Source organism: Chroococcidiopsis sp. TS-821 (assembly GCF_002939305.1).
Taxonomy (GTDB): Bacteria; Cyanobacteriota; Cyanobacteriia; order Cyanobacteriales; family Chroococcidiopsidaceae; genus Chroogloeocystis.
In genome coordinates this window covers 1246341-1266817 of the sequence record NZ_MVDI01000001.1, presented here as the reverse complement: position 1 = coordinate 1266817, position 20477 = coordinate 1246341, and the positions used below count along the sequence as shown (strand labels likewise).

Annotated in this window: 17 protein-coding genes and 1 riboswitch; of the genes, 10 read left to right on the top strand and 7 right to left on the bottom strand. The window is 44.1% G+C overall.

The features are described from left to right. The first annotated feature begins 4 nt into the window (after window positions 1–4). A riboswitch (Fluoride riboswitch) is annotated at window positions 5–98 on the top strand. A 91-nt stretch (window positions 99–189) separates the two neighbouring features. The 3 genes from crcB (B1A85_RS05765) to B1A85_RS05755 all read left to right on the top strand — a co-directional run bounded on the left by crcB (B1A85_RS05765) (window position 190) and on the right by B1A85_RS05755 (window position 3206). Next, window positions 190–633, top strand: a complete 444-nt coding sequence (gene crcB, locus B1A85_RS05765) for a fluoride efflux transporter CrcB (RefSeq protein ID WP_210404190.1) — start codon at window positions 190–192, stop codon at window positions 631–633. 6 nt (window positions 634–639) lie between these two features. Beyond that, window positions 640–1062, top strand: coding sequence for a fluoride efflux transporter CrcB (crcB, locus tag B1A85_RS05760; protein ID WP_104545923.1), 423 nt, complete (start codon window positions 640–642; stop codon window positions 1060–1062). Window positions 1063–1154: 92 nt separating this feature from the next. Then, on the top strand, window positions 1155–3206 hold the full coding sequence (locus tag B1A85_RS05755) for an acylase (protein WP_210404274.1): 2052 nt from the start codon (window positions 1155–1157) through the stop codon (window positions 3204–3206). Between the two features lie 133 nt (window positions 3207–3339). Here the strand turns inward: B1A85_RS05755 and B1A85_RS05750 are convergent, their stop codons facing one another. From B1A85_RS05750 to gap, 4 genes are all read right to left on the bottom strand, one after another. Next, on the bottom strand, window positions 3340–4092 hold the full coding sequence (locus tag B1A85_RS05750) for a 4'-phosphopantetheinyl transferase superfamily protein (protein WP_104545921.1): 753 nt from the start codon (window positions 4090–4092) through the stop codon (window positions 3340–3342). A gap of 6 nt (window positions 4093–4098) precedes the next feature. Next, window positions 4099–4836: a thioesterase II family protein gene (locus B1A85_RS05745; protein WP_104545920.1), complete on the bottom strand. Its 738-nt coding sequence runs from the start codon at window positions 4834–4836 to the stop codon at window positions 4099–4101. A 92-nt stretch (window positions 4837–4928) separates the two neighbouring features. Continuing rightward, window positions 4929–7361: a phosphoenolpyruvate synthase gene (ppsA, locus tag B1A85_RS05740; protein WP_104545919.1), complete on the bottom strand. Its 2433-nt coding sequence runs from the start codon at window positions 7359–7361 to the stop codon at window positions 4929–4931. A gap of 95 nt (window positions 7362–7456) precedes the next feature. After that, window positions 7457–8455, bottom strand: a complete 999-nt coding sequence (gap, locus tag B1A85_RS05735) for a type I glyceraldehyde-3-phosphate dehydrogenase (RefSeq protein ID WP_104545918.1) — start codon at window positions 8453–8455, stop codon at window positions 7457–7459. 172 nt (window positions 8456–8627) lie between these two features. Between gap and B1A85_RS05730 the strand changes: the two genes are divergently transcribed. The 3 genes from B1A85_RS05730 (at window position 8628) to B1A85_RS05720 (ending at window position 11017) form a co-directional block, all read left to right on the top strand. After that, window positions 8628–9416, top strand: coding sequence for a methyltransferase domain-containing protein (locus B1A85_RS05730; RefSeq protein WP_104545917.1), 789 nt, complete (start codon window positions 8628–8630; stop codon window positions 9414–9416). A gap of 229 nt (window positions 9417–9645) precedes the next feature. Then, on the top strand, window positions 9646–10167 hold the full coding sequence (locus tag B1A85_RS05725; protein WP_104545916.1) for a hypothetical protein: 522 nt from the start codon (window positions 9646–9648) through the stop codon (window positions 10165–10167). Window positions 10168–10183: 16 nt separating this feature from the next. After that, window positions 10184–11017, top strand: coding sequence for a DUF3153 domain-containing protein (locus B1A85_RS05720; RefSeq protein ID WP_104545915.1), 834 nt, complete (start codon window positions 10184–10186; stop codon window positions 11015–11017). Between the two features lie 72 nt (window positions 11018–11089). On the opposite strand, the gene pdxH is transcribed toward B1A85_RS05720, so the two are convergent. Further along, the gene (gene pdxH, locus B1A85_RS05715; RefSeq protein WP_104545914.1) at window positions 11090–11734 is read right to left on the bottom strand and encodes a pyridoxamine 5'-phosphate oxidase; all 645 of its coding nucleotides are present in this window, start codon (window positions 11732–11734) and stop codon (window positions 11090–11092) included. A gap of 340 nt (window positions 11735–12074) precedes the next feature. Here pdxH and B1A85_RS05710 point away from each other — a divergent pair, with 340 nt between their 5' ends. Both B1A85_RS05710 and B1A85_RS05705 read left to right on the top strand, forming a co-directional pair. Further along, complete coding sequence (locus tag B1A85_RS05710) at window positions 12075–12878, top strand: segregation/condensation protein A (protein ID WP_104545913.1); 804 nt, start codon at window positions 12075–12077, stop codon at window positions 12876–12878. Between the two features lie 250 nt (window positions 12879–13128). Continuing rightward, on the top strand, window positions 13129–14292 hold the full coding sequence (locus B1A85_RS05705; RefSeq protein WP_104545912.1) for an NDP-sugar synthase: 1164 nt from the start codon (window positions 13129–13131) through the stop codon (window positions 14290–14292). An 83-nt stretch (window positions 14293–14375) separates the two neighbouring features. On the opposite strand, the gene speA is transcribed toward B1A85_RS05705, so the two are convergent. Further along, the gene (gene speA / locus B1A85_RS05700; protein WP_104545911.1) at window positions 14376–16439 is read right to left on the bottom strand and encodes a biosynthetic arginine decarboxylase; all 2064 of its coding nucleotides are present in this window, start codon (window positions 16437–16439) and stop codon (window positions 14376–14378) included. Between the two features lie 245 nt (window positions 16440–16684). On the opposite strand from speA, the gene ndk reads away from it, so the two are divergent. Further along, window positions 16685–17134, top strand: a complete 450-nt coding sequence (gene ndk / locus B1A85_RS05695; RefSeq protein ID WP_104545910.1) for a nucleoside-diphosphate kinase — start codon at window positions 16685–16687, stop codon at window positions 17132–17134. A gap of 225 nt (window positions 17135–17359) precedes the next feature. Here ndk and B1A85_RS05690 read toward each other — a convergent pair whose 3' ends face one another. Continuing rightward, window positions 17360–18112: a TerC family protein gene (locus B1A85_RS05690; RefSeq protein WP_104545909.1), complete on the bottom strand. Its 753-nt coding sequence runs from the start codon at window positions 18110–18112 to the stop codon at window positions 17360–17362. Between the two features lie 322 nt (window positions 18113–18434). Between B1A85_RS05690 and acs the strand changes: the two genes are divergently transcribed. Next, window positions 18435–20405 (top strand): acetate--CoA ligase, encoded by a 1971-nt coding sequence (gene acs / locus B1A85_RS05685; RefSeq protein WP_104545908.1) that lies wholly within the window; start codon window positions 18435–18437, stop codon window positions 20403–20405. The last annotated feature ends 72 nt before the right edge of the window (window positions 20406–20477 follow it).

Genomic DNA, 20477 nt, shown 5'->3' with positions numbered 1-20477 from the left:
AACATATCTTATTGGTAATGGAGCTTGCCAAAACCGCCACTAGTGAGAACATAGAGAATAATTTGTTTTCAGATAAGGCTGATAGCTCCTACTTTTCCAAATCGCTTCATTGGAAAGAAGGAGTTGTACAAACAACACAGTCTTTCTGTGATGGCGAATCACGGTTAATCTACTTCTTAGGAATAATGTGTGGTTGTCCTTCTTGATTCGCTGGCTGCAACTCAGGCTCTGATTCTAACTCAGAACGATCCTTTGCTCAGTACAGCGATCGCGATCAGTTTAGGAGCTATTCCCGGTGCCTTAAGCCGATATTACCTAATGCTTTACTTAGTACAGCGCTGGGGAAATAATTTCCCCTATGGCACGCTGGCGATTAATCTATCTGGTGCATTGCTGATGGGCTTTTTTACAACATTATTCATCGAGCAAGTCATCACTTCATCAAAGCTGCAACTGCTCATTACTACAGGATTTCTTGGCTCTTACACGACATTTTCTACATATGCGCTTGATACTTCAATTTTGTGGCACAGCGGCAATCGCGTTAAAGCATTTTTCTACTGGGCTGGAAGCGTGGTACTTGGTGGAATTTGTCTGGCGATCGGAATTAGTTTAGCGCAAATGGTGAGGTAGCTGAAAATGAATGACCGACGACAAGGGCGAGTATTGCACTTAGCTTCAATTGTACGAGTGCCTATAGCGATCAGTCTAGGGGCGATCGCCGGAGCTTTGAGCCGTTACTATATGACATTGGGCTTAACGCAATGGTTGGGAACGACTTTTCCGTTCGGTACGTTTTTTGTTAATTTATGCGGTGCTTTGATGATGGGCTTTTTCACAACTTTGTCTGTGGAACAAAGTTTCATTTCACCCGATTTGCGGCTGATTGTTGCGGTAGGGTTTATCGGGTCGTACACGACGTTTTCTACTTACGAACTGGATGCAGAACAACTCTTGCTAGCTAGGCATTGGAACATGACCTTACTGTATTGGATCAGTACTGCGTTATTAGGAGTATTATGCTTAGAACTCGGCAGCTATTTGGCACGTAGGTTGTTTTAAGATTACGAAGAACTACATAAAAAAGGAGGTGTTGTTTGCGTGTCGCAGCTACTAGGAAGTTGTGGGAGTTTGGCTTAGCCATCTTAGGATTGATGATTGTATTGTTGGTTGGCGGGTATGGTAAAGCACTTTTGCCAACAGCAACGGAGATTCTTTGGGATACCTATGGAGTTCCTCACGTGTTTGCTCGAGATGCGCGGGATGCGTTTCAGGCTTTTGGGTGGGCGCAGATGCAAAGTCATGGCGATTTGTTGCTACGGCTTTACGGACAAGCACGGGGACGGGCGGCGGAGTATTGGGGAGAGGATTATTTAGATTCAGACCGCTGGGTGTTGACAATGGGCGTACCCGATCGCGCGCGTCGTTGGTATCAGTTACAAAGTCCGGCTTTTCAAAGTTATCTTGAAGCATTCGCGGCGGGAATTAATGCGTATGCGCAGGAACATCCCGACTTGATTGATGATGATGTTGAGGTGGTGTTACCTGTTAAGCCGGAAGATGTGTTAGCGCACTTACAACGCGTGCTGTATTTTACATTTGTTGTCAATCCGGCGCGAGTTAGAGGGGTGGAAAAACACGCTTCAGGATCTAATGCGTGGGCGATCGCCCCTTCGCGTTCGGCAAATGGTCATGCTATGCTACTTGCCAATCCACATTTGTTGTGGTCAGAGCAGTTTTTGTGGTACGAAGCGCAGATCCAGGCTCCTGAAGTAGATATTTACGGCGCGACGCTTGTCGGGTTTCCTGGGCTAGCGATCGCATTTAACAATCATCTGGGATGGACGTACACCGTTAACACGCACGACGGTTGGGATGCGTACGAATTGCAGCTGCAAGATGGTGGCTATCTGTTTGATGGCAAGGTACAGGCGTTTGAAACGGAAAATCTAACGCTAAGAGTGAAGCAACCTGATGGTAGCGCGCGATCGCAACCGCTTGTAGTACGACGTTCAATTCACGGACCTGTCATATCACAACAAGATAACAAAGCATTGGCGTTACGCGTTGTCGGGTTAGATCAACCAGGCGTACTAGAACAATGGTGGGATATGGCGCGGGCAAAAAATCTTGCGCAGTTTGAAACGGCATTGCAACGCTTGCAATTACCCATGTTTACCGTGATGTATGCTGACCGTGCAGGTCATATTATGCATCTGTTTAATGGTCAAGTTCCAATTCGGCGTGCAGGAGACTACAAGTATTGGTCGGGTGTCATTCCTGGTGACACCTCAAAGACATTATGGACAAAATATCATCCTTATCATGATTTACCGCGAGTCATCGATCCGGCAAGTGGTTGGTTACAAAACGCCAACGATCCACCATGGACGACAACGTTTCCCCAAGCATTAGATCCGGCGAATTTTCCCGCATATATGGCACCGCAATTCATGCATTTTCGGGCGCAGCGATCCGCACGGATGCTCGAGGAAGATCCGCAAATTTCTTTTGAGGAGATGGTGCAATACAAGCACTCCACACGCATGGAGCTGGGCGATCGCCTAGTTGCTGATGTAATTGCGGCGGCGCGTCAATATGGTAATGAATTAGCACGTCAAGCGGCGGATGTTCTAGAAGCTTGGGATCGGCAAACCGAAGCAGATAGTAGAGGCGCAGTGTTGTTTGCGGCGTGGACACAAGAAGTCAAATTTCCCGAAGTGTTTGCAACTCCTTGGCAAGCTGATTCTCCTCTAACTACACCCCACGGACTCGTCAATCCGCAAAGTGCAGTTAAAGCGTTAGAAACGGCTGCTGGTAAAGTGAGACAAGCGTACGGTGCATTGAATGTTCGTTGGGGAGACGTTTTTCGCTTAGAGTACGGAAAGCAAAAGTTACCTGGTAATGGCGGTTTTGACGATTTGGGCGTGTTTCGCACAGTTTGGTTTGCGCCCCAAAAAGACGGTACTTTTACATCAATTGGTGGCGATTCGTATGTTGCAGCGATTGAATTTTCCAATCCGATTCGAGCAATGACGCTCAACAGCTATGGTAATTCAACGCAACCCAATTCGCGGCATAACGGCGATCAATTATCGTTGTTTGCGCAAAAGCAATTACGTCCAGTGTGGCGATCGCGTCAAGAAATTCAAGCACATTTGGAAGAACGCAAGGTATTCACAGCAGGGGTCAGGACTCAGCGTTAAACTCTATCTTGACCGACGACAACCTTGCCAAACTTCAGATAAATATAGGATGCATAGCTTGATCAAACAGCAAGTATCCGATTCTCGGCTGAAAATTCAACATTAAAAACGCTTTTGCAGTTGATTACAAGTTTTATTTCTCTAACCAAGAAAACTGATACTGCCTTAAGTGCCAATTTTTTCCTGCTACAGCTAACGCCCCCACATATCTAGCATCAGGAATAATTTCTCGCAGTGTCCAAAGCTGAACTTCAGATTCATCCCAAGCAGTGTATAGTAACTTTGCGGGTTCTCCTGGAATGCATGAAACATCAAATTTGTCTAGTGGTAGTGATAAACCTTTACCTGTTGCTTTGATAAAGGCTTCTTTGCGCGTCCAACAGGTGAAAAATGCGGTTGTTTGTAAATTTGGAGGAAGCGATCGCAGTACTGCTACTTCGGTTGGTGAAAAGAATTTCGCTGCAATTTCTTGACAAGGAAAATCATTGCGCATGAATTCTAGATCGACTCCGACATTGCTATTTTGCGTAACTGCAATTAAGGCGAGTTCCTGCGAATGCGACAAGTTAAAGCGTAAAGGTTCTGCATCGGCGACAACAACACTTGGTTTACCGTAGGCGTTGTAGCTAAAGTTAATTTCGCTGGGGTGAATTTGAAGATAGTTTGCAAGTATTTGTCGCAGTACTCCACGACCAACAATAAAGCGATCGCGATGTAATTGTAAATAAAAACGTTCGGCTCGCTGCTGTTCTGTAGCGCATAAAGTAGAAAAAAGGTGATGCACGATCGTTGCATCGACATCTAAAGCCACGCGCCATACATGAACTTCGTCACCGGATAATGCGATATCTACCGGTGGATTCACCCATAAATCAGCAGTATTCATGCAATATCATGCTTTGCTATTACCTATCTGCAAAGATTTTTCAATACTACGTAATAGCAAATTTTCCGCAGAATGTAAAAAGAAATGATCTCCAGGAAGCATTTCCACAGAAAAGGTTGCATTTGTTTGTTGTCCCCAAGCTTCTAGTTCAGTCAAATTAACTTCTGGATCTTGTAACCCACCAAAAGCTGTAATTGGACAATTTAGTGGCGATTCTTCGGTATAGACATACGTTTCAACGACTGCAAAGTCTGCACGTATTATTGGAGATAGTAATTCCATCAATTCAGCGTTGTTTAGTACCACTTCCGGCGTACCATTAAGGTGACGCAGTTTGGCGAGAAACTCTGGTTCTGGTAAAGTGTGGATAAATGGTGCTTCAGAAGAAATTTGCGGGGCGCGACGACCAGAAACAAATAAATGTATCGGTTCTATTCCGTAGTTTTTGCGTAAGAATCGCGTTAGTTCAAAGCTAACAATCGCTCCCATACTATGACCAAAAAATGCAAAAGGTTTATTTAAGTGCGGTAGAATACTGGCAGTGATCGCCTGAACGAGTGGTTCTATCTGCGTGAATGGTGGCAATTTTCTTTGCGTTCCTCGCCCTGGAAGTTCAATCGCACAAACTTCGAGACCGGGTAAGTTGCGTTTCCAAGAACGAAAGCTGATTGTCCCTCCGCCAGCATAAGGAAAGCAAAACAGCCGAATATTGGCAGAAGGATGAGATTGGAGATAGATAATCATTAATTGGTAATTCTTAATTCGTAGTTCGTAATTGTTTATTAAACTTATGCTGTTTAATAGCGAGCTGTTTTCGCAGTTATGTTTTTGTCTACTTAATTATTCTTCTCGGCTTCTGCTACCATCAACATTGTTTTTAACACCGAGTCAGGATTCAAACTAATTGAATCAATACCTTGTTCAACTAAAAACTGAGCAAATTCAGGATAGTCGCTAGGTGCTTGTCCGCAAATACCAATTTTGCGATTGTATTTTTTTGCAGCGGCGATCGCCATTTTTACCATCCGCTTAACACCTTCGCTACGTTCGTCAAATAACCGTGCAACAAGTGCAGAATCGCGGTCAATTCCTAAAGTCAACTGCGTTAAATCATTAGAACCAATCGAAAATCCATCAAAAATTTCAGCAAATTCTTCTGCCATAATAATATTATTCGGTAACTCGCACATTACATAAACTTGCAAGCCATTTTCACCTTGCTTCAAACCATTTTTTGCCATTTCTGCGAGTACCATTCGCCCTTCATCAGGAGTGCGACAAAAAGGAATCATGGGAATAACGTTTATTAACCCCATATCCTCACGGACGCGTAAAATTGCTTGACACTCTAAAGCAAAACCGTCACGATATCCTTCATCGTAGTATCTAGCAGCACCCCGCCACCCTAACATAGGGTTTTCTTCCTCAGGTTCAAATTGTTTTCCCCCTAAAAGATTTGCATATTCATTACTCTTAAAATCTGACATCCGCACAATCACAGGTTTTGGATAAAAAGCCGCAGCAATTCTGCCAACACCTTGCGCTAATTTATCGACAAAATATTGTGGTTTATCGTCGTATAATGCTGTTAATTCAGCAATTTTGACTTTAACAAATTGATCTAATTGGTCGTATTTTAATAAAGCTAGCGGGTGAACTTGAATATGGTTAGCAATAATAAATTCAAATCGCGCTAATCCTACCCCATCATTGGGAATTGCTGCTAAGCGAAAGGCTTCTTGTGGATTACCCACATTCATTAAAATTTGCGTGCGGGTACGCGGTAAGTTTTCTAGGGGAATTTCTTTGACTTCAAAAGGTATTAATCCTGCGTAGACTTTTCCTTCTTCACCTTCGGCGCAAGAAATAGTAATATCTTGATTTGTTTGCAACACAGTTGTCGCATTACCGCAACCAACGATCGCCGGAATTCCCAATTCGCGTGCAATAATTGCTGCATGACACGTCCGCCCGCCTTGATTGGTAATCATGGCGCTAGCTTTTTTCATAATCGGTTCCCAGTCAGGATCGGTGCGATCGGTAACTAAAACTTCTCCTGGTAGGAATTGATCGATTTTACTTGCATCGGTAATTACATGAGCTTTACCTTGGGCGATCGCACTTCCCACCGCCCGCCCGATTGCTAATGGTTGTGCCTCGACTTCGGTGGTAAACTCATAACTACGCAGCACATTCGTACTTTTTTGCGACTGTACTGTTTCAGGACGTGCTTGGACAATGAATAATTCTTGGGTAATGCCATCTTTTGCCCATTCAATATCCATCGGTGTTGGTTTACCGCGAACTTGCGAATAATGGTCTTCAATCAAACACGCCCACCGCGCGAGTTGTAAAATTTCTTCATCATTCAGCGCGAATTGATTTTTTTCTTCAGGTGATACTTTGATATTTTTGGTGAGTTTAGAACCATCATCGTACACCATTTTAAATTCTTTACTTCCCAATCTTTTATCTAAAATTGGGCGAAACCCAGCTTTTAAAGTTGGTTTAAACACATAGTATTCATCTGGATTCACCGCACCTTGAACAACATTTTCACCTAATCCATAGGCGGCTGTAATTAATGCAGCATCTGAAAAACCTGTTTCCGTATCAATCGAAAACATCACCCCAGAAGTTGCTAAATCAGAACGCACCATTTTTTGGACGCCGACAGAAAGCGCTACATCAAAGTGATTGAATCCTTTAATTTGCCGATAGGAAATCGCGCGGTCGGTAAATAAGGAAGCAAAGCAACGATGGCAAGCCTCTAAAACGTTTTGAATGCCACTAATATTAAGATAAGTTTCCTGTTGTCCGGCAAAACTGGCATCAGGTAGATCTTCAGCAGTCGCACTCGAACGTACTGCAACATCAGTATCAGCGCCGTAGCGATCGCACAGGGTTTGATAAGCATCTGTAATTGCTTGCTGCAAATCTTCAGGAAACGGCGTCTTTAAAATCAGCGATCGCGCTTGTTTGCCAACTTGGCGTAAATTATTCACATCAGCAACATCAAGACCAGAAAACAGCGATCGTAGTTTCGCGTCTAACCCTGCTGCTTGAATAAAGTAGCGATACGCTGTCGCTGTTGTGGCAAAACCGTGCGGTACATTAACACCTTGTGATGCTAGCTGTTGAATCATCTCTCCCAACGAGGCATTTTTACCACCTACCAAAGGGATATCCGCAATACCAACTCGATCGAACCAAAGAATCAGCGATCGCGCTTGTGCAGAAGGGAAATGATCTTCAGCTACTTTTACCATAAATCTTTTTTACTGATGATATCGATAATTTAGTAACTGGTAACAGGTAAGTGTTGTTTGTTCTCTACCCATTACCCATTACCTATTACCCTGTTTTAAATGTAACTTGCTAAATCTACTAAACGACTTGCATAACCCCACTCGTTGTCATAGTAAGCAAGCACCTTGACAAAGTTGTCGCCGAGAACACTTGTAGAAGAAAGATTGACAATTGCTGAATGCGGATCGCCAATACAATCGGAAGAAACTAAAGGAACTTCACTGACTTTGAGGATCTCGCGCATTCCCTTCGTTGCGTACTTGCGTAACGCATCATTTACTTCTTCTACCGATACCGATTTTTGCAACACTGCATTTAAGTCTGTTACTGAACCTGTGGGAGTTGGTACGCGCAACGCCATTCCATCGAGTTTTCCTTTGAGTTCCGGTAATACTAAAGCCACTGCTGTTGCTGCACCAGTTGTTGTTGGTACAATGTTTTGCGCTGCACCACGTCCCCGCGTCCATTCGGAAGGATGTCCGGTATCTACTAACCGCTGATCGGCTGTATAAGCGTGAACTGTTGTCATCAACGCCTTCTCAATGCCAAATTCATCGTTCAAAATTTTGGCGATCGGCGCAAGACAGTTAGTTGTACAAGAAGCCGCAGAAATTACAGAATCGCGCTCGCGCTGGTAACTTTCATGATTCACTCCATAGACAAACGTGGGTACAGATGAACCCTTCGCTGGCGCACTGATAATGACTTTTTTACATCCTGCTTCTAGATGCAATCCGGCTTTATCTGCACTGCGGAAAATTCCCGTAGATTCGATAACAACATCGATATCCATCTGTTTCCACGGAAGCGCCGCTGGATCTTTTTCCGCGACAAGTTCAATCTTCTTCCCGTCAACGATCAACCCTGTATCGTCATAGCCGACTTGTGCAGGAAACTGCCGATATACTGAGTCGTATTGCAGCAAATACGCCGCTAAGTCAGGTTTCAAGACAATATCGTTGATTGCGACAACTTCCAAATCTGGTTTGCCATAAGCAATACGCAAAAATGCGCGTCCAATTCGTCCAAATCCGTTAATTGCTACTCGTTTCATTGCTTTACTGTTATTTAGTATGAATTGCTTACTACTAACAGCTAATAGCCATTGTTGCAGTAACCTATAACACGACAAAAATAAGAATTATTTGTAATAAATCTTAATTGACTTCATAGAATTTTTGTAGCAGGATAGTACAAACTTTACCAAAGTAAGGTTGAATTGACTTATGGCTGTTTCCTCTGATGTATTGAAGCTTCCAAGTCAAGTATTTCGCCAATTAAAGTTAGTATCAAAGCGCGCTTATCTTGCATATCCTAAAATTGTAGAATGCAATCTTTGTGGTTGGCAAGGTCGGCATTTTATCAGTGATTGTTGGCATCCGTATACCATATGTCCTGAATGTCGCTCAGAAGTTCGCCATCGATTACTTGTTGCCGCTTTATCATCTATTAATGGATTAACTTACCAGGATATTGTTCAAAATAAAAGAGTACTTCATTTTGCTCCTGAGAAAGCACTCAAAAGCACTTTTCCCAAATATGCTTCTAAGTATGTAACTGCGGACTATCTTGTTGAAGGATTAGACATGAAACTAGACATATCAGATATGTCTGCTGTACAAGATGAAGCTTTTGACCTGGTAATAGCTTGTGATGTTCTCGAGCATGTTCCTAATGATACTAAGGCCATGCAAGAAATTTATCGGGTTTTAAGTGTAGGCGGATGCGCAATAATAACAGTGCCTCAACAAGATAATTTAAAAGAAACATTTGAAGATTCAACTATTATTACTCCAGAAGAACGAAAAAGGGTATTTGGTCAGTGGGATCACTTACGAATATATGGAGATAACTTTCCCTCGTTGCTAGAATCAGTTGGTTTTGTAGTAAGAGTAGTGCAGGAAAAGAACTTTTCTCAAAAATTAGTTAATAAACATGTTTTATTTCCACCTGTGCTTTCAAAAAATCCTTTAGCAACTAACTATCGGAAGATTTTCTTTGCTCGAAAAGTTTAGTATGTATAAAATATATACTAAACAAAATTCAAAAGTTGCGATCGCTCACTCTAGTTTAGAATACTCAAAGAAATAAAAAAATAACCTCGATCAACTGCACATTGAAAATTGCACGAACGTAGAAGCTCAGCTACCTAAAACTCAAAATTCTCAGAATTTTACTTCTGGAGATTCCGCAAACCTTCTGAAAGTGGCAATATCAAGAAAGAAGGTATTGTAAATAGGAAAAGTGACTTCTGAACCACAAGCGATCGCAAAAACGGAGTATCAAGCAGGAAAAGCCGCGTTTGAACGGGGAAAGTACCGCGAATCGGTACAACATTTGGAAAAAGCCAGCGCCCTTATTGCCCGAAATACTCGGTTAGGAGGAGAAATTCAAATATGGCTAGTCACAGCGTATGAAGCCGCTGGACAACAACAGCAAGCCATTGCACTGTGCGAACAACTCAAACGCCATCCGCATCCAGAAACCAGCAAACAAGCGCGGCGATTACTTTACATATTACAAGCACCACAACTTAAACGCCCTCAAGAATGGTTAACACAAATTCCTGACTTGGGCGCGTTACCTGATAATGAAAGTCAAACGCGATTAAGTAGTAGTACGGTGAGTAGAAAACGCCCATCGCCAACACCCGCAATTCCTGAACCGCTCGATCCAAGTAAAGTGAATACAAAAGATAATCGCTTTATCTGGGTAGCGCTCATTGCGATCGCGTTAACACTTGCTGGGTTAATATGGTCGATTTAAATCGATAGGAGGATGAATGTCCGCGATTTTGACAATGCATAAAACTCGCATTTTGCGTAAAGTACTTCGATTTTTAGCACGATGGCGGATACTGTGGATTATCCTCTTAGCATCGCTGCTGCTTTCAGGGTGCGTGCAGTATCAAGCTAGCATCAACTTTGATAGCCCCAATCATGGCGAAATTGTCCAGCATATCAAACTCAGCGATCGCCTCATGACTTTTAGCGGCGATTCAGCAACAGAATGGTTAAATAGCATCGAACGTCGCGCGCGCAAACTCGATGGCAAAGTTAAGCGCGTTTCTAGTGAAGAACTCACCGTCACAATTCCTTTTAATAACGGTGCAGAACTCGTATCTAAATTTAATGAATTCTTTCATCCAACGGCTAAAACAAATACTGCTGTTACCCAATCATCCGAATTACCTGTTGTTCAATCGCAACTCGACCTCAATCAAAATAACTTTATATTCTTGCTCCGCAATCGCTTAGTTTATGAATTAGATTTGCGATCGCTTTCCTTAATCTCGACGAACGGTAACGTCCTCGTTAACCCCACCGAGATTCTGGATTTAGAGTTTCGCTTAAATACTCCTTGGGGCGCAAGAAGCGTCGAAACCGACGAAAATGCCATATCGCCTGAAATTGTCGAAAAACAACTCGTATGGCGACTGCTTCCTGGGGAACTCAATCACCTCGAAGCTATTTTCTGGCTACCTAACCCGTTAGGAATTGGGGGTTTCATCATCATCCTATTCGTCGCTTCCGGAATCTACTTACGCTACCGTTTCATGCCCGATCCCACCACTCAAGTAGCACAAAGCTTAACTCCTGAGAGTAAAACAACCTAAAAAGCTTGGCAAGAAAACTAATATAAATTTCTCTAGCCACTAACCCCTCACCACTCTTTCCCTCACCCCTAGTCACGGAGACAAACGCTCAATCAACCAACTACCATCTTCCTGACGGCGATAGTTCAGGCGATCGTGCAGTCGGCTAGGGCGTCCTTGCCAAAATTCAATCGTGTTGGGAATGACACGATATCCTCCCCAGTGAGGTGGTCGCGGAACTTCCTCGTGTTCGTACTTACTTTTAAGTTCCTGCATGCGCTGTTCCAAAACTTCACGATTTGCGATAACTTGACTTTGTTCCGACGCCCAAGCCCCCAAACGACTATTTAACGGGCGACTTTGAAAATATGCTTCAGATTCCGCATCAGACGTTTTTTCTACGCGCCCTTCGATGCGGACTTGGCGTTCGAGTTCTGCCCACCAAAAAACGAGAGCGGCTTGCGGATTTGCTGCGAGTTCTTGTCCTTTTTGACTGTGGTAGTTTGTGAAAAAGACAAAGCCGCGTTCGTCAAAGTCTTTCAACAGAACCATTCGCGCCGAAGGACACCCATCAGGAGTAGCAGTTGCTAAAGTCATTGCGTTGGGTTCAGGTAACTCAGCAGCTAATGCTTGGTCAAACCATGTTTGAAACTGTTTAAACGGATTAGGATCGGCGTCTTTTTCTTGAAAGCCTTGTAAAGTATAGTCTTTACGAAGATCTGCTACGCTGATACTCATATTGCTCGCTCGTTACTTGTACCCTAATTTGGATCTTAAAACGGGTTAGGATAACTTACCGAATCATAACGAGATAACTCTGACTGATTTATTCCCCTGTAAAATTTAGAAGATTTTGGCAATGGCGCTGGCATTCTGTATGCTACGTCCGAATGCGATCGCAACTATTACTGAACTTTCAGATGTTTTCTCCGTTGTTTAAAACATTACTATTCCCTACAATTCTCTTCAATAACGTATTGAGAGTACGCAAGCAGAAAAGTTGTAAGTAATATGACACTAGAAATTTTGAATCGCTGTTATCCCCTGAGTCCAAGCGCTGATCTTTGACCTCTAACCTATGGACGCTGCGCAACTACTAGCAAAAATCACGCACTTGATTGAGCTTGCCGAAAAAGGAGAAATTGATCCTTGGGATGTTCAAGTAATTGACGTCATCGATCGTTACTTAAGTGTGGTTTTTGCCATTGATGAAACAACACAAACAGCCTCGGAAAGAAACTTATCACAATCAGGGCAAGCCTTCTTATCGGCTTCAATGCTTGTGTTGTTCAAGGCCAACACTCTAGTTGAGCTAGAATCTCAGCAAGCTGAACTGCAGCCAGCTGAAGATGATTTTTTAGATACCAACGATACTTGCACGCGAGTCCGTTTACCCTTAGAACAGCAATTACGCCGCCGCCCAGCAGCTTTACCACCACCAAAACGCCGAGTCACCGTGCAAGAACTGATCGCGCAACTGCAATTAATGGCAAATCAATTGCAACTTTCCCAACAAGCAGCATTGAGTAACACCCGCACGCGTAAGTTCTCTCCGCAATCGCGTATGCAACTGCGTCAGGCGTTAGAGTTAGCGCATCAGGAAAATCTCACCGAGGTCGCAGGAGAGATCGAACAATTTTTAAATTCTTGTACGTACAACACTCAACTACAGGAACAGCAATGGCTTAATCTGGATCAATTGGTAGAGTTGTGGACTCAAGCGAAATATTCTCATGCAATTGCAACCTCAAACCATGCGTCCGTCCAAGAACGCGTTAGTGTTTTCTGGGCATTATTACTTCTATCAGCACAGTCAAAAGTAGAATTATCCCAAGATGAGTTTTATCAAGAAATTAAAATTCGGACAATTACTGCAACATGAGAGGTCAGGGAGTTGAAGCAGCAGAGAAGAATATTGTTTGCTACATATACTCAATAATTGATCGCTAGCCATTAAATAACTAGTCACTAGCCACTTACCCTTTACCTCTCAAAACTGATAACTAGCCACTAGCTACCTACTTATAGCTGTCAGTGGTTTCAATGATGACTAAAGACTCAAATTTAAGCGATTATTAAGTATCAATCCGTTAACTTAGGTATAAAAATATGAGGTTGAGGAGCAAATATTTATGAAAGCCATGATTTTGGCGGCTGGCAAAGGAACACGAGTGCGTCCAATTACTTACACAATTCCTAAGCCAATGATTCCCATCCTGCAAAAACCAGTGATGGAGTTTCTTTTAGAATTGCTACGCCAGCACGGTTTTGACCAAATCATGGTCAACGTTAGCCACCTAGCTGGTGAAATTGAAAGTTATTTTCGTGACGGACAGCGTTTTGGCGTACAGATTGCGTACTCGTTTGAAGGGCGTATCGAAGACGGTGAATTAGTGGGGGAAGCGATTGGATCGGCTGGAGGAATGCGGCGCATTCAGGATTTTTACCCATTTTTCGACGATACATTTGTGGTATTGTGCGGTGATGCGTTGATTGACTTGGATCTCACTGCCGCAGTGAAATGGCACAAAGCCAAAGGTGCGATCGCGACTGTGATTATGCGCTCCGTTCCCCGCGAGGAAGTTTCCAGTTACGGTATCGTTGTCACCGATGATACAGGGCGCGTTAAAGCTTTCCAAGAAAAGCCGACGGTTGAAGAAGCGCTAAGTACCAACATCAGTACAGGTATCTACATTTTTGAACCAGAAGTTTTAGATTACATTCCTTCAGGCGAGCAGTACGATATTGGTAGCCAATTATTCCCGAAACTTGTAGAAATCGGCGCGCCATTTTATGGATTAGTGATGGACTTTCAATGGGTCGATATTGGTAAAGTCCCTGACTATTGGCACGCGATTCGCGGTGTTCTTTCGCGCGAAATCAAGAATGTCGAGATTCCTGGTCATGAAGTTGCGCCAGGGATTTACACTGGACTGAATGTGGCAGTGAACTGGGACAAAGTTGATATTACAGGTCCTGTTTACATCGGCGGTATGACGCGCATCGAAGATGGCGCTAAAATTATTGGACCAGCGATGATTGGCCCAAATTGCTGGATCTGCAGCGGCGCTACGGTCGATAACAGCGTGATTTTCGATTATTCTCGTCTCGGACCTGGAGTTCGCTTGGTTGATAAGTTAGTGTTTGGACGTTATTGCGTCGATAAAAATGGCGCAACAATCGACGTGCAAGCCGCAGCTCTCGATTGGTTGATTACTGACGCCCGCCATCCCCAACCCTCACAACCGCCATTAGAACACCGCGCGATCGTTGAATTGCTGGGAAACGGCAACTAAGGGCAAGGAGCGAGGAGTAAGAAAATGGCGATTAGCGACTAGCGATCGGTGTCATTAATTCTCCCCTGCTCCTCTACTCCTATCTACGGAGACAAGTAAGTATATCGACTCAAGCTCTGCTCATAAGTTTGTAGCAGTCGTTGCGATTCAGCAAGCGTAATCCGCTTTTCTTCGAGCGCCTGCTCAGTTCGCTGGCGGATACTTTCTACCAAATCTTCAGAGTCATACTGCACGTAACCAACAACCTCAGTCATCGTGTCACCTTTAACAACGTGCTCAATTTGGTAGCCTTTGGGCGTCAGTTGAATGTGAACCGCATTTGTGTCACCAAACAAATTGTGGAGGTTGCCCATAATTTCTTGGTAAGCACCGCTGAGAAACATTCCTAAGTAGTAGGGTTCGTCAGGTTTGAACGCGTGTAGCTCTAAAACTGACTTGACATCCCGCAGGTCAATAAACTTGTCAATCTTACCATCACTATCGCACGTTAAATCGGCTAGAATACCGCGTCGCGTTGGTTCTTCATCCAAGCGGTGAATCGGCATGATGGGGAATAACTGATCGATTGCCCAACAATCCGGTGCTGATTGAAAAACCGACAAATTGACGTAGTAGATCGAAGCCATGATTTTTTCGAGTTCTTCCAAGTCATCTGGAACGTATTCTTGCTGGCGTGTAATGCTCATAATCTTCTCGCAGCAAGCCCAGTAAATCCGCTCGACACGGGCGCGTTCCGTCAGGCTTAGAATCCCCAAGTTAAAGCGGCTAATCGATTCTTCTTTGAATTGAGTAATGTCGTGATAGGCTTCTTGGTAGTTTTCAACGTTGATCGATTGATACGTTTCCCACAGGTTGTGAATTAGGGGTGGTTCTTCGGGACGCGGTGGTTCGGGCGAACCGGAAGGAACATCACAAGTACTCAGCACATCAAAAATGAGAATCGATTGATGCGATGCGATCGCTCTACCACTTTCACTAATCAGTGTTGGTACGGGCATTTTCCGCTCCGCACAGGCGTCTTTTAGCTCGGCAACGATGTCGTTGGCATAATTTTGCATATTGTAGTTTTTCGAGGCGTAGAAGTTCGTTTGCGAGCCGTCGTAGTCTACGCCTAAGCCACCACCGACATCAAGATACTTCATGTTCGCCCCTAGTTGAGCTAACTCGACATAAATACGGCTAGCTTCTTGAATCGCATCTTTAATGACGTTAATTGCCGAAATTTGCGAACCGATGTGGAAGTGAAGAAGTTGCAATGAATCGAGAAGATTAGCTTCGCGTAACTTATCGACTGCTTGAATAATTTCAGGAATCGTCAGACCAAATTTAGCGCGATCGCCGCTTGATGTTCCCCAGCGTCCCATTCCTTGCGTACTTAATTTTGCCCGCACGCCTAAAATCGGTCGAATTCCTAGCTGATGACTCGCGTTGATGACGAGATCGACTTCTTCTATCTGCTCTAAGACAATGATCGGAGTTTGCCCTAGGCGTGTCGCTAGCATGGCAATTTCGATGTATTCGCGATCCTTATAACCATTACAGATGAGAAGCGCACCAGGGGTATTAAGCATAGCCAAAGCAATCATGAGTTCCGGCTTCGATCCGGCTTCCAAACCGAATTGATGCGGTTGACCAAATCGCACGAGATCCTCGATTAAGTGCTTTTGTTGATTGCACTTGACAGGATAAACGCCACGGTAAACACCAGGGTAGTTATAGCGCGCGATCGCTTTGGCAAAACAAGCATTTAATCGCTGAATTCGATCTTCCAAAATATCTGAAAAACGAATCAGCAATGGTAGTGATAAATTACGCTGCTTGAGCGCGTTGACCAACTCGTACAAATCTAAAGAGCCACCGCGATCGCCTTTTGGGGAAACTGTCACATGACCAGCAGCATTGATGGAAAAGTAAGGTTCGCCCCAGCCATCAATTCGATATAGAGCTTCGCTGTCCTCTATTTTCCATTTTCTCTGTGGCAAAGACTCGGTTTGAGAATTTGACAATGACTTCTTAGGATTTGGCTTTGCTTTGTATCCGTTGTCTGCTGCCTTTTTAGCTTCAGAAGCTTGTTCCTGCTTCTGCGGTTGGAGTTCAAGAGGCGGCTGGCTCTCTAATGCTGAATTTGTGCTTAACTCAACACCCATTATGTCTTGACCTCGTATAGTTTCACCCACGAATAGCCAGTTTAACTCATCTATTTCAAAACGAATTCTGAACTAAGAGAGACTTTCTAAGATAATCTGTTTTTTGTTGTTGTATGGCGGTAATATTCAGCTGTTAGCGTTGAAACTTAACCTGTGGTTAACCTTCAGGTTGATTCCTGAACGCTTTAAAATTTCAACAGCTAATATGCTAATCGCTTTGTTGTTCATCTTTACAGGAGATAACCTTGGAACGCACGTTTTTAGCCATTAAGCCCGATGGCGTACAACGCGGACTCGTAGGCGAAATTATTAGCCGCTTTGAAGCAAAGGGGTTTACCCTTGTTGGCTTAAAGTTTATGCAAGTTAGCCGCGAACTTGCTGAACAGCATTATGGCGTTCATCGGGAAAAGCCCTTTTTTGCAGGACTCGTCGATTTTATTACCTCTGGTCCTGTTGTGGCGATGGTTTGGGAAGGTGATGGCGTAATCGCCGCCGCCCGCAAAATGATTGGTGCAACAAACCCTTTAAACGCCGAGCCAGGAACAATTCGCGGTGATTTCGGCGTTGATATTGGACGCAATATTATTCATGGTTCGGATGCTCCCGAAACCGCAACCCAAGAAGTTAGTCTCTGGTTTAAAGACGAAGAACTTGTGAGTTGGCAATCTAGTTTAAGTTCCTGGATTCGAGAGTAAATAAGCTAAAGTAAGGCAGAAGGCAGGAGGCAGGAGGCAAAAGGTGTTATTCTTCTAGAAAATCATTCCTCCCACTGCCGCATAATTTGGAGCCCTTAAATTCATTTAACCTATAAGCGAAAGTACTGGCACTTCGAAAACCAGCAGTTGGATGAGCCTTTAACCCTTTAGCCTACTGTATGATGGCGAATATATTCTGCCTTCTGCTTTTATACTTCTACTTTTTTAAGGCTGATTTCCTTCAGATTCCCCGACTTGCACAACTTCTCGTTGATTTTGTGCTGGTTCGTCGTTAGCAATCTCAGGTTTGGTTCGCCGGGAAAATCCCCAGGCAAGGACGATCGCGATCGCGCTAATCATCAACCATTCAGGTGGCACTAAATCTTCGTTGACAACTCTTAATAGCAATCGCAAGCCAACTAGCGCTACGGTGACGTAACCGGCGTCTTCTAGGTGAACGAATTCATCTAACCAACGAATAAATAATCCTGCCATAAATCGCAGCGTAATAATGCCAATTGTGGCACCTGTAATGACTAGCCACTTTTCTTGCGAAACCGCGATCGCTGTTGTCACGCTATCGAGCGAAAAAGCTAAGTCAGTAAAGGCAATGACCGGAATAGCTTGCCATAAGTTCGCGAAGCGCGGACCGTGATGTTCGTGTTCCGGATTGTCATCAGACGTAAAATACTGAAATACCAGCCAAAGTAAATAAGCAGCGCCTAAAAGTTCAAACTGCCAAAACTTGGTTACCCATGTCGCTGTCAGAATTAGGCTAATCCGCAAGACGTAAGCGACTATTAAACCAAAGTTGAGTGCTTGGCGTTCTAACTTTTTATCTTCTAGTCCTTGGGCGATCGCCGCTAGCGCAATAGCATTGTCTGCAGAAAGTACTGATTCTAAAAAAATCAGGATAATTAAAACTAAAGTTGCCTCAATCCCTATATTGAAGGGAGAATTAAAAACTTGGTCTATCATTAATAATTTTTCGCACCTGAACTCGCAAACCTAATCGCAATAAATACATCAGTCTCAGAATCTTAACAAATTGCCATACTTTAAGTAATTAACCTTTAGACATGAAATCCGTAGCGAGGCAAGAATCACGCACTTCGTTATCCTTACATTATGGGGTGTGTGCTGCACTCGGTGAGTTAAGTATTGATAACGGGATCGGTAACAGACCAAGATCGAGCTGCGATCGCAAAATGCGAGTAAACAATTCTGAAGCTTAAAGAAATTCAAAACACTTCGAGCAAATCTACGCGCAAAATGGTTTTGAGTAGCAACGCCAATTGAAATTATGTCTCTCACAATCGAATCAATTCTGCAAGAAAAACGTTTATTTCATCCTCCAGCTGAATTTTCGCAAAATGCCCATATCAAGAGCCTAGAAGATTACCAGCAACTGTACGATAAAGCATCTTCTGACCCAGAAAAATTTTGGGCAGAACTTGCTGAACAAGAGTTGCACTGGTTTCAAAAGTGGGACAAAGTACTCGATTGGCAACCGCCGTTTGCGAAGTGGTTTGTCAACGGCAAGATTAATATTTCATACAACTGTCTCGACCGTCATCTCACAACCTGGCGTAAGAACAAAGCAGCGTTGATTTGGGAAGGCGAACCAGGAGACTCGCGTACGTTAACTTATGCGCAGCTACATCGCGAAGTGTGTCAATTTGCCAATGTATTAAAGCAGTTGGGCGTGCAAAAAGGCGATCGCGTCGGAATTTATATGCCGATGATTCCCGAAGCAGCAATTGCGATGTTAGCCTGTGCGCGAATTGGTGCGCCGCATACAGTTGTTTTTGGTGGTTTTAGCGCTGAAGCGTTGCGCGATCGCTTAATCGACGGGCAAGCTAAAGTTGTTGTCACAGCAGATGGTGGTTATCGCAAAGATACGGCGGTTCCGCTGAAAGAACAAGTTGATAAAGCCTTAGCCAGTGGCGATGTCACCAGTGTCGAAAATGTCTTAGTTGTGCGGCGTACTGGGCAAGAAGTGCAAATGCTACCAGGGCGCGATCATTGGTGGCACGATCTGCAACAAGGTGTTTCAGCAGATTGCCCCGCTGAACCGATGGACAGCGAAGATATGTTATTTATCCTCTACACTTCGGGTAGTACGGGTAAACCTAAAGGAGTCGTACACACCACCGGTGGTTACAACTTGTACGCGCACATCACTACTAAATGGATTTTTGACCTGCAAGATACTGATGTTTATTGGTGTACGGCTGACGTGGGTTGGATTACTGGACATAGTTATATTGTTTACGGTCCTCTTTCCAACGGTGCGACAACGGTCATGTACGAAGGTGCGCCGCGAGCGTCAAATCCTGGTTGCTTCTGGGATGTCATTGAAAAGTACGGCGTAACGATTTTCTACACGGCACCTACCGCAATTCGGGCGTTTATCAAGATGGGCGAACACTTGCCTAAAGCTCGAAATCTGTCTTCTTTGCGCTTACTCGGAACCGTCGGCGAACCAATTAATCCTGAAGCTTGGATGTGGTATTACCGCGTGATTGGCGGCGATCGCTGTCCGATTGTCGATACCTGGTGGCAAACGGAAACTGGGGGAATTATGATTACCCCGCTACCTGGTGCGATTCCTACAAAGCCAGGTTCCGCAACGCGCCCCTTCCCTGGTATTCTCGCAGATATTGTGGATTTAGAAGGCAATCCTGTAGGCGACAATGAGGGCGGCTATTTAGTTATTCGTCATCCTTGGCCTGGCATGATGCGTACGGTATATGGCGATCCTGACCGCTTCCGGCGTACGTATTGGGAACACATTCCGCCGCGAGATGGTAAACACGTCTATTTTGCGGGTGATGGTGCAAGGCGCGATGAAGATGGCTACTTTTGGGTCATGGGACGCGTTGATGACGTCATCAATGTTTCAGGACACCGTTTAGGAACTATGGAAGTTGAATCGGCATTGGTGTCGCACCCTGCCGTCGCTGAAGCAGCAATTGTCAGTAAACCTGATGAGGTAAAGGGAGAAGAAATTGTTGCTTTTGTCACTCTAGAAAGTACGTATCAACCGAGTGAAGCACTCAGTAAAGAACTCAAACAGCACGTTGTCAATGAAATCGGCGCGATCGCGCGTCCTGGTGAAATTCGCTTTACTGATGCGTTACCAAAAACTCGTTCGGGTAAAATCATGCGACGGTTGTTACGCAATCTCGCGGCTGGGCAAGAAGTTTCTGGAGATACCTCTACATTAGAAGATCGCAGTGTTCTCGATAAATTACGCGAGGGAGCTTAATTTTTAAGATGCGATCGCCCTCGACAATGAAGAGCGATCGCTCTCATTTTTTAATACTCAAATTAACACTTA

Coding starts and splice junctions, on each gene's coding strand:
- crcB (WP_104545923.1), top strand. CDS start 640: ATGAATGACCGACGACAAGGGCGAGTATTGCACTTAGCTTCAATTGTA.
- B1A85_RS05690 (WP_104545909.1), bottom strand. CDS start 18,112: ATGATAGACCAAGTTTTTAATTCTCCCTTCAATATAGGGATTGAGGCA.
- ppsA (WP_104545919.1), bottom strand. CDS start 7,361: ATGGTAAAAGTAGCTGAAGATCATTTCCCTTCTGCACAAGCGCGATCG.
- B1A85_RS05720 (WP_104545915.1), top strand. CDS start 10,184: ATGTCCGCGATTTTGACAATGCATAAAACTCGCATTTTGCGTAAAGTA.
- B1A85_RS05755 (WP_210404274.1), top strand. CDS start 1,155: ATGATTGTATTGTTGGTTGGCGGGTATGGTAAAGCACTTTTGCCAACA.
- pdxH (WP_104545914.1), bottom strand. CDS start 11,734: ATGAGTATCAGCGTAGCAGATCTTCGTAAAGACTATACTTTACAAGGC.
- B1A85_RS05745 (WP_104545920.1), bottom strand. CDS start 4,836: ATGATTATCTATCTCCAATCTCATCCTTCTGCCAATATTCGGCTGTTT.
- B1A85_RS05730 (WP_104545917.1), top strand. CDS start 8,628: ATGGCTGTTTCCTCTGATGTATTGAAGCTTCCAAGTCAAGTATTTCGC.
- B1A85_RS05710 (WP_104545913.1), top strand. CDS start 12,075: ATGGACGCTGCGCAACTACTAGCAAAAATCACGCACTTGATTGAGCTT.
- gap (WP_104545918.1), bottom strand. CDS start 8,455: ATGAAACGAGTAGCAATTAACGGATTTGGACGAATTGGACGCGCATTT.
- speA (WP_104545911.1), bottom strand. CDS start 16,439: ATGGGTGTTGAGTTAAGCACAAATTCAGCATTAGAGAGCCAGCCGCCT.
- B1A85_RS05705 (WP_104545912.1), top strand. CDS start 13,129: ATGAAAGCCATGATTTTGGCGGCTGGCAAAGGAACACGAGTGCGTCCA.
- B1A85_RS05750 (WP_104545921.1), bottom strand. CDS start 4,092: ATGAATACTGCTGATTTATGGGTGAATCCACCGGTAGATATCGCATTA.